Source organism: Maridesulfovibrio frigidus DSM 17176, assembly GCF_000711735.1.
In the GTDB taxonomy this organism is placed as follows: Bacteria; Desulfobacterota; Desulfovibrionia; order Desulfovibrionales; family Desulfovibrionaceae; genus Maridesulfovibrio; species Maridesulfovibrio frigidus.
Genome location: NZ_JONL01000002.1, coordinates 650,599 through 659,585 on the forward strand (window position 1 = coordinate 650,599; position 8,987 = coordinate 659,585).

Below are 8,987 nucleotides of genomic sequence, written 5' to 3' on the forward strand. Positions count from 1 at the left end.
TGGAGCGTACTTTAAATGAAAAAAATATTCCTTTTTCTTCTATTGGCAACGGCTATGATTTGCGGTTGTCAGCCAAGAATGAGTCTGTTTCCCGACGGAACGGACCCTCTAATTGAAAAGACCATTCAAGGCGAGGCCAGCGATAAAGTTCTAGTGATATCAATTGATGGGACTATTTCAGACCAACCTAAGAAGGGGCTATTCGCAGCCCGTCCAAGTCTAGTGCAAGAAGTCTCAGCGCGTCTGAAGCTTGCAGAAAAAGATCAAGACATCAAAGCTCTCGTACTTAAAATTAATTCTCCAGGCGGTTCTGTTACAGCCAGCGACATCCTTTATAATGAACTGATGATGTTCAAGAAAAAGACTGGTGCAAAAATCGTCGTTTCTATGATGGATGTGGCTGCTTCCGGTGGGTATTATGTAAGTTTGCCTGCTGATGAAATCATGGCGCACCCGACAACCTTAACTGGGTCCATTGGTGTTATCTTCATCCGTCCTAAAATTGACGGCCTGATGGATAAGATCGGAGTTTCAATTGAAGTATCCAAGTCTGGACGTAACAAAGATATGGGCTTCCCATTTAAGCCGGACACCCCTGAGCAGAAAGCTATTATCGATTCTATTATTACAAACTATGCTAATAGGTTTAAAACTCTGGTACAAAAACACCGGACAATTACCAAAGCAAACATGGATCAAATATCCACTGCCCAGATTTTCAGTGCTGACGGAGCAGTAAAAGCAGGCCTAGTGGACAGCATCGGATATATTCCTGATGCAGTTGCTAAAGCATGTGAACTTGCGGGAATTTCAAACGATTCCAAAGTAATTACTTACAAACGCAAAACTTACCCAAATGACACTTTATACAATTCAGCGTCATCTCAAGTAAGCGCACCAGCTCTTATTAATATAGATGCCGGATACTTGATGCCCCCGAAAGCAGGCTTTCATTTCCTTTGGTATCCCGCTGCCCAGTAGCATAATAACGAGTTTTAATGCGCCGAATATGAGCCGCTAAGCTTTGCTTTCGCGCTAAAAAGATGTATGAACTTCCAGCTTGCCGTATATTGCGTCAGCACGCCCTCAGGAGGTAGATTATGAACATTACTAAGACAATACTCACAATGGTTATCCTTGCGTCACTTGCTCTATTTGTAGGTTGTACTCAAGATTCGCAGAATAAAATCGGTAGATCTATCCAGAACTGGACAGGTGTTAACGGAGTTCTTGAAATCTATTCAGGCGGAAAAGTCGTTAAGAAATTTATTAAAATTGATAAATTATCCACCGCAACTGGAACCACAGGTAAAGTAGATCGACCTTACCGTTTCGGATACGGAATCCTCGATGCCAACTTTAATGGTATAAAAGATCCCGGCGAAAAAAAGGTATACTTCGAGTTCAGTGACTACTCCACTAGTTATATCTTTTTCGAAAACCCATAAGAGATTATAAATTACATACCGGGCCGCATGGCCCGGTTATTTTTTTGCCTATGAACAAATGCATTAGAGCGGCTAGAGCCGTCACCCTCCAAGATGGAGCAGGTCTTATCGAAGACTTTGCTCTCATCCACAACGGAACCGAGATCCTCGAAACGGGAACATGGTCTGACTTAAAAGACAGTGCTCCCGCAGACGTTGCAGACCTCGGTGATGTTACTATTGTTCCTGGACTGATCAATGCACACGTGCATCTCGAACTTTCACATATCGAAGGTAAAACAGTACAAGGCCAAGGGTTCATGCCGTGGGTTATATCACTGCTTAGCAACGCTACCTACGATATACAGGAAGAACTGATCCGCAAGGCTCTAGCGAGTATGCTTGAAAGTGGAACGTCCTTTTGCGCTGATATTTCCACCAATAATTGCTCGCGAATTGCTGAGCTTATAGATGAATCAGGTATTGGTTTTTACGGATTCTGCGAAGCCATCGGTCAGCAGATTCCAAAAGAAGGCGCATCATTTTTCCCAAGCAAGACTTATCCACTTGGCAGAAACGCAGGAGCAGGACACGCTCTCTACTCCACACATGCTAAAATGATTCGTGCATTGAAAAAAGCCGATTCTGCGGCAAATTTGCCGTTCTCAATTCATTTGGCCGAGAATGAAGAAGAAGACGAGATAATCGCTCATGGAACTGGACCTTTTGCAGAAATGCTGAAGGGCGCAGGACTTTTAGCTGAATGCGGAAGCAATGGACTATCCCCTGTTGAATACGCCCACTCACTAGAAATTCTTGACAAATCTACGCTTGCGGTTCATTGCGTTCGAGTTTCTGAAAATGATATTAAAATTTTAGCAGACACCGGAACGAACGTCTGCCTGTGTCCACGAAGCAATGATTTTATTGGAGAAGGACAAGCTCCGTGGGAAAAGATCATTAATTCAGGCGTTAACACATGTTTAGGCACTGACAGCATAGCTTCCAACCACGATCTTAATATGTGGAATGAATTGGAATATATGCTGAAAAGGATTGAGATTAACATCTCAGCGCAACAAGCTTTATCCATGATCACTAAGAATTCAGCTAAAGCGCTGATGATAGACAAATTTTACGGATCTCTTGAAGCAGGTAAAAGGCCAGTCTTTGCGATTGTCCCTGCCAGCCTTGAAGACCTTTTATTTTAATAACTCCGTTATAAACGGCAAACCACTAATCTCGCTTTAAATAAAAGGCGCATGCAGAGGACAGCTTATGGAGTGGCGACACAAAGACCTGTTAGACATCACACAACTCTCGAAAGAAGATGTGGCTCATATCTATGAAACAGCGACATACTTCCAAGAGATTAATTCGCGCCCGGTAAAAAAAGTACCAACCCTAAAAGGCCGCAGCGTGGTCCTTTTTTTTGCTGAACCGAGTACGAGAACTAAAACGTCTTTCGACATGGCCGGCAAAAGACTTTCCTGTGATACATTCTCCCTTGCGAAAAGCTCCAGCAGCTTAACCAAAGGAGAGACTCTCAAGGATACAGCCCTGACCTTAGAAGCCATGAACATTGATGGTATCGTCATCAGGCATTGGGCCAGCGGAGCCGCAGCTTTTATGGCTGAACGGCTTGATTGCAGCGTGATCAATGCTGGTGACGGCAGACATGCCCACCCTACTCAGGCACTACTCGACGGATTCACATTTCATCAAGAATGGGGTTCCGTAGAAGGTAAAACCATTCTTATCCTCGGAGATATCGCCCATAGCCGCGTAGCCCGTTCAAACGTCCTGCTGCTTACCATGATGGGCGCAAAAGTTAGATTTTGCGCACCTAGAACTCTGCTTCCACCAAACATTAAAAGCTGGCCTGTAGAAGTTTTTACCGACGTAAACCAAGCGTCCAAAGGCGTTGATGCTATCATGTGTCTGCGTCTTCAGCTTGAAAGACAACAAGCCGGACTTCTTCCAAATGTTCGTGAATATTCACGCTACTTCGGGCTTGGCCCCAGACAAGTGGAACTAGCTTCTCCTGATGTAAAGATACTACACCCCGGACCGATGAACCGCGGAGTTGAAATTGATTCAGCATTGGCGGATTCAACAGCAAGCCTTGTGCTTGATCAGGTTGCAAGCGGTGTAGCTGTTCGGATGGCTCTTCTTTACCTCTATCTCACTCGCAAGAAATAAGGAGCATGACTATGACCAATCCTGAACTGGTTGTTCGCAAAGCGATATGGAAAGGAGAAGAGGTAGATCTCCTCGTTGCGGATGGTAAAATACAAGACATTCTTCCTTCGTCAGATACCATGTACGAAGGTGCTGAAGTTGTTGCTGCAAGAGGATACCTGCTCATGCCCAGTCTCACAGATGTTCATACACATCTTAGGGAACCGGGTTTCGAATATAAAGAAGACATAGCTTCCGGCCTAAACGCAGCTGTACACGGCGGTTTTTCCAACATCATGTGTATGGCTAATACTGATCCTGTGAACGACAACGCTGTTATCACCGATCAAATGCTACATAGAGCACGGGCAGAATTCCCTGACGGCCCACGTCTCTTCCCCATCGGAGCGCTTACCAAAAAGCTCGAAGGCAAAGAACTTTCCCCCATGTATGAACTTGCGGACACTGGTTGTGTTGCCTTTTCAAATGACGGCTTGCCAGTAGAGAACACCGAACTTTTCCGCAGAGCATTAGAATACGCTTCAGATACAGGATTACCTGTTATCGATCATTGCAAAGATCCATATTTAGAAATTGGCGCAGGCATGAATGAAGGCGCGGTTTCTTCACTTCTAGGACTAGCGGGGCAGCCTGATGTTGCGGAAGCGACTCAAGTTGCGCGAGATCTACTCCTAGCTGAATATCTCGATATTCATATTCACCTTGCGCACATTTCCTGCCGTAAATCTGTGGACCTTATCGCATGGGCTAAGAAACGCGGAGTAAAGGTCACAGCTGAAACATGCCCGCACTACCTGCTCCTCACCGAAGAAGCAGTAGAAGGATACGGAACCAATACCAAGGTGAACCCGCCCCTTCGCACCGCTGATGATGTGGAAGCTCTACTGCAAGCTATCCGCGAAGGTATCATTGATATGTTCGCGACTGACCATGCTCCCCACGCAGCACATGAAAAGGAAGTCGAATTCATGGTTGCCCCTTGCGGAATATCAGGGCTTGATTCAGCTCTGTCACTGTCATGGTCGCTAGTTGCAGAGAACAAACTTACTTTTGATGATTTTATAAGGATGTGGACCACCGCACCGTGCGAAACATTCGGACTGCCGTTAAATGGCTTTAACAAAGGGGATGTAGCGGATTTCTTCCTGTTCGCCCCTGACGAAGAATGGATTCTTTCACCCGAAACTATGCATTCTAAAGGTAAAAACACTCCTTTCATAGGTCAAACCCTGAAAGGACGGGTGATAAGTCATTTCCTTGGCGGCAAAAAAATAGTATGACACCATGACAAGACAGTGGGAAACCCTGCAAACTAGGCTAACGATTAAAGATTTAAATATATTTCGCCTTAAGGAGACACTATGAGCGAACCCTTTAAAGATGCGGTTGGAATTTGTAAAACCATTATGCGTAACGGCTATGACGCTTACATTATCAGCGAAAGGCTCCAGAAGCTTACCATCGATGATAAAGGTAAAGAAATAGCCCTCGATATTTCAACTGAACTTGATTTCAAGGGACTGAGCAAGCTTTTCCCTAATGTTCAATCAGCAGAAACAGACGATATTACTGCGATTTTGAAAGAAGGAGAAACAACTTTCAACTTCTATACATCAGACTCCAGCAATTCATCACATCCGGAAGAGTGCGTTTCTCGCATGACTCCAAGACTGCTTAAGGCTCTGGAAAAGCAGAATGAAATTCCTATGTCTGCGGCTTGCCCTTATATCCCTAAAGCAAGAGACCCTTACGAAGGGTTTGCTGAGCTTAGCACTGGACAGGTTTGCTTCCTCGGAATTCCTGATCAGACTCTCAAAAAAGATTACCTCATGGGAATTAAAGCTTTGCGGTTTGCCGCGAACTACAACCTCCCCATTGAAAGCAATACCAAAGCTGCTATCATCAGAGCGTCTAAACGCATTCTCGACTATGTTCCAATCCCTGAAATCATGGATGAATGGCGCAAAGTTGAAGCAGAGAATATGTACACATTCATATCCCTGCTATTTGAAACAATGATTCTACACGGACTTATTCCCGAAGTTGCAGCTCTTTCACGCTTCACACAGGTAAAAAACAGCAAGACTGGTGAAACTGAAACCGTATTCAATCACACTCTTGATGTAATGCGCCACTATCCTGAAGAACTTCCTTATGACTGGTTCGGAGTGGCAGCATGTCTGTTCCATGATGTAGGTAAACTATTCACAGCGGAAGAAGTTGAAGGCGAATGGCAGTTCCTACAGCACCATCGTGTGGGCGCAAAAGTTACTCGCAAGATCCTCAGCCGCTTGAACTTCCCGCAGGAAGATGTGGATCTCATTTGCGAGCTTGTCCGCAACCACATGCGCTTCCAGTTCATGCTGACTGATAAGGGTATCAGGAAATTCAAAGCAATTGATGAATATCCACGTCTCATCGAGATGGTTCGTGCAGATATTAAAGCGCGCGGAACTCAATACAAAGAGTTCAACCACAACATCAAAATGCTTGAACGTGCTGATATTCCAGCAGAAGCTCTCGATCCATTCCTCAATGGTAATGAGATCATGCAGCACACCGGACTCAACCCCGGACCTGTTGTCGGTATCATCCGCGAAGCTCTGCTCACAGCGCAGATTTCAGGTGATGTTTCCACAATGGAAGAAGCTATCGAATTTGTTCAGGATCACGCTGACAAAGAAAAGCTTCGCTAGTCACTGCTTAAACAAGCCATTTAAAAAGCCCGAATCGATTCATCGATTCGGGCTTTTTTGTTTTACGATTTTACAATTCCTGCAAGATGGAAAATAAGTCATTTAGATTAAATGACTTATTTTCCTTCCTGCTCGGCACGCTCCTCCTCTACAGTTTTACCGCATCTCTGACACTCATCGCCATGATGATCCTCGTAATTTACCTCTCCTACGATTCCAGAATCTTCCTCATTTTTCATCATGAGTTCAAAGCAGTCATCGCAGTAGGCAACTTCAGGGTACTGCTCATCAGTAGAATCTGACATTAGATTTCCGAATATTCTAGCAGCTTTCATAAACACCTCTCTTTTTATGGTTCAATTAGTTCAGAGATATACTAATAAGAATTACACTAAATAAAGCAATAGCAAATACAGTAAAAAGATATTTAAATCAAAAAATCTATTAACAGAAACAAATGAAGTATTTGCGGCGCTGGCAACTGAACGCGATGAAACAGGGAGAATCGTAGATAAGACTTTCGAGTCCACAGAAAACCAGCACGAACATCATGTATAAATATGACTCCGAAGGTAGGCTCACTACTACCTACTACTCCGGCAAGGCTGTTGAAGTATATGCTTATAACAATCAGGGTCAGCGCACTCAATCCCATGTCACGAGTGGAAAGTTTAGTAACTACACCTACAACCAGATTGGACAGCTTGTTCAGGCGGGAACTACAACATACCGCTACAATGGTGATGGCGATTTGGTTGAAAAAAATGAGTCAGGACAGATTACTCGTTACAACTATCTAACCACAGGACAGCTTTGTGAAGTTATATTACCGAACGGGTCGCTCATCGAATATCGTTTTGATGAAAACGGATTGCGCACCGAAAAACTGATAAACAACAAGCTTTACCAGCGTTATCAGTGGACAGCTTTGACCACTCTGGCTGCGGTTGAGGATTCGACAGGCACGACCCGTTTTCAATACGGCGAAGATGGTGACCCCATTGCAATGCAGAAGGATGATGAAATTTACTTGCTAGCAACTGATCAGCTCGGTAGTATTTTTACTGTTGCCGACATGGCAGGAAATAGTTTACAGGAAGTCCTATATGGATCTTTCGGTAGAAGGATTCAAAACAGCAATCCCGATCATGATTTATACTTGGGATTTGCTGCGGGACTGCACGATAAAGATACGGGGCTTATTCATTTCGGCTATCGTGAATATGATCCTGCCATCGGTAGATTTATAACTCCTGATCCTATCGGTTTAGCTGGTGGGGATATTGATATATATGGATATTGTTTAGATGACCCGATTAACTTTATAGATCGGGTTGGGTTGGCGCAAGTTCACGAAAGAAGATTAAAAGGACTTGAATTTTTAGATGAACCAAGTGGCAAAATTCTTAAGAAGGTTTTACAGACAACAACACCTCTTGGCCGCCTTGCGGGAGCATTTCCTGATGCGGTCGATAGGCTAATGGATAAGGGTAATGTAAAGCTTAAACATGAGTATATAAAGTATGACAAGGCTGATGAAAGTAAAAATGAAGAAACTAATTCAGGATTTTCAAAAAAAGGAATTACTCATGACGAAAAGGGGAAAGATACTCCTATAGGACCTCATTATGACGATGCTACCATGCGTCAGGCAGAGAAAAACATCGAAAAAACTGGAAAGTATAAAAAAGGTAAATATAGAGAAGTGGGAACAAACTGCCAAAACTATACTGAAGCTATGGGTGAGGAGTGTGAACGGTTAAAAAACAATTAATAATTAAAACTTGAAACCACAATGAGGGGGAGGACATATTTCCTCTCCCTCAGATTTGAGGAAATATGAAACGTTTTGCGGTTATAATCTTAGTGTTGATAGTTATCTATCCTATTTATTATACTAATTTTTTTCAAGCACACTTTGTGTCAGATCAATATTATAAGAGTATTTTCGAAAGCCCTTTTGATGTTTCCAAAAAGGGTGAGCGGTTACTGATACCTATTATTTTTAAGTACCGTACAGAGTATGATCTTATAATATCAATACCAAAAAATGACAAAAAATGCTTTTTTTCTGAAAAGAATACGTTAAAGTACAAATTTACATCCGGGGGAAAGATCTTAAAAGAGGGGGTCACGTATTCCCCTTCAAACGCATCTCACTATTCCGCCTCTCGCGAAGGCCCTCTTTCAGCAATTTTATTAACATTCAATTTACCTTTTCACGAGGCAGAAGACGGTTTAGTTTTGGTGCTAGAAGTTGTCAAGCCGCTAACTTCTTTTCGCAAATATTCTGGATCTATTATATGCACAGTTGAGCCTGCTTTAATGAACTAACTGGACACCTGTGTAGGATTCGCAGATGGTCTCGCAGATCATGATACGGGTCTGATTCACTTCGGATATCGTGAATATGATCCTGCCATCGGGAGGCTCATAACTCCCGACCCTATAGGTTTAGCTGGCGGGGATGTAGACGTTTGTGGTTATTGCTTGAATGATCCGATTATTTGCAGATTCTTTGTAACTTTTTTCAGAATAGCCATTGACACACTATTTATAATATCATACCAAGTTAATCAGAGTGATCGCAAGACCCTGAGTATCCATGTTCAATCCATGGCTACTTAAATTGCAGACTCGGGTATCCATGTTCAATCCATGG

At 43.3% G+C, this 8,987-nt stretch carries 10 protein-coding genes; 9 read left to right on the forward strand and 1 reads right to left on the reverse strand.

Annotated elements, in window-relative coordinates:
- Nucleotides 1-15 precede the first annotated feature (15 nt).
- The 6 genes from sppA to BR06_RS0107260 all read left to right on the forward strand — a co-directional run bounded on the left by sppA (nucleotide 16) and on the right by BR06_RS0107260 (nucleotide 6,325).
- Nucleotides 16-981 (forward strand): signal peptide peptidase SppA, encoded by a 966-nt coding sequence (gene sppA, locus BR06_RS0107235; protein WP_031481750.1) that lies wholly within the window; start codon nucleotides 16-18, stop codon nucleotides 979-981.
- Between the two features lie 119 nt (nucleotides 982-1,100).
- Nucleotides 1,101-1,448: a hypothetical protein gene (locus BR06_RS0107240; RefSeq protein WP_031481752.1), complete on the forward strand. Its 348-nt coding sequence runs from the start codon at nucleotides 1,101-1,103 to the stop codon at nucleotides 1,446-1,448.
- 50 nt (nucleotides 1,449-1,498) lie between these two features.
- Entirely contained in the window at nucleotides 1,499-2,638 is a 1,140-nt protein-coding gene (locus BR06_RS0107245) for an amidohydrolase family protein (RefSeq protein WP_031481754.1), read from the forward strand.
- A 67-nt stretch (nucleotides 2,639-2,705) separates the two neighbouring features.
- A complete protein-coding gene (locus tag BR06_RS0107250) occupies nucleotides 2,706-3,629 on the forward strand; it encodes an aspartate carbamoyltransferase catalytic subunit (RefSeq protein ID WP_031481756.1) in 924 nt (307 codons plus the stop codon).
- Between the two features lie 11 nt (nucleotides 3,630-3,640).
- A complete protein-coding gene (locus BR06_RS0107255) occupies nucleotides 3,641-4,909 on the forward strand; it encodes a dihydroorotase (protein ID WP_031481758.1) in 1,269 nt (422 codons plus the stop codon).
- An 81-nt stretch (nucleotides 4,910-4,990) separates the two neighbouring features.
- Entirely contained in the window at nucleotides 4,991-6,325 is a 1,335-nt protein-coding gene (locus BR06_RS0107260) for an HD domain-containing protein (protein WP_031481760.1), read from the forward strand.
- Between the two features lie 116 nt (nucleotides 6,326-6,441).
- Here BR06_RS0107260 and BR06_RS0107265 read toward each other — a convergent pair whose 3' ends face one another.
- A complete protein-coding gene (locus tag BR06_RS0107265) occupies nucleotides 6,442-6,630 on the reverse strand; it encodes a hypothetical protein (RefSeq protein ID WP_211252468.1) in 189 nt (62 codons plus the stop codon).
- Nucleotides 6,631-6,836: 206 nt separating this feature from the next.
- Between BR06_RS0107265 and BR06_RS19675 the strand changes: the two genes are divergently transcribed.
- The 3 genes from BR06_RS19675 (at nucleotide 6,837) to BR06_RS20935 (ending at nucleotide 8,953) form a co-directional block, all read left to right on the forward strand.
- Complete coding sequence (locus BR06_RS19675) at nucleotides 6,837-8,099, forward strand: RHS repeat domain-containing protein (RefSeq protein ID WP_456085389.1); 1,263 nt, start codon at nucleotides 6,837-6,839, stop codon at nucleotides 8,097-8,099.
- A gap of 65 nt (nucleotides 8,100-8,164) precedes the next feature.
- The gene (locus BR06_RS0107275; RefSeq protein ID WP_051676957.1) at nucleotides 8,165-8,659 is read left to right on the forward strand and encodes a hypothetical protein; all 495 of its coding nucleotides are present in this window, start codon (nucleotides 8,165-8,167) and stop codon (nucleotides 8,657-8,659) included.
- Nucleotides 8,660-8,953, forward strand: coding sequence for an RHS repeat-associated core domain-containing protein (locus BR06_RS20935; protein WP_084154050.1), 294 nt, complete (start codon nucleotides 8,660-8,662; stop codon nucleotides 8,951-8,953).
- The last annotated feature ends 34 nt before the right edge of the window (nucleotides 8,954-8,987 follow it).

Bases quoted from the DNA above. Each gene is read 5' to 3' on its own strand.
- BR06_RS0107245 (WP_031481754.1), top strand. From the start codon at position 1,499: ATGAACAAATGCATTAGAGCGGCTAGAGCCGTCACCCTCCAAGATGGA.
- BR06_RS0107255 (WP_031481758.1), top strand. From the start codon at position 3,641: ATGACCAATCCTGAACTGGTTGTTCGCAAAGCGATATGGAAAGGAGAA.
- BR06_RS0107265 (WP_211252468.1), bottom strand. From the start codon at position 6,630: ATGTCAGATTCTACTGATGAGCAGTACCCTGAAGTTGCCTACTGCGAT.
- BR06_RS0107260 (WP_031481760.1), top strand. From the start codon at position 4,991: ATGAGCGAACCCTTTAAAGATGCGGTTGGAATTTGTAAAACCATTATG.
- BR06_RS0107240 (WP_031481752.1), top strand. From the start codon at position 1,101: ATGAACATTACTAAGACAATACTCACAATGGTTATCCTTGCGTCACTT.
- BR06_RS0107275 (WP_051676957.1), top strand. From the start codon at position 8,165: ATGAAACGTTTTGCGGTTATAATCTTAGTGTTGATAGTTATCTATCCT.
- sppA (WP_031481750.1), top strand. From the start codon at position 16: ATGAAAAAAATATTCCTTTTTCTTCTATTGGCAACGGCTATGATTTGC.
- BR06_RS0107250 (WP_031481756.1), top strand. From the start codon at position 2,706: ATGGAGTGGCGACACAAAGACCTGTTAGACATCACACAACTCTCGAAA.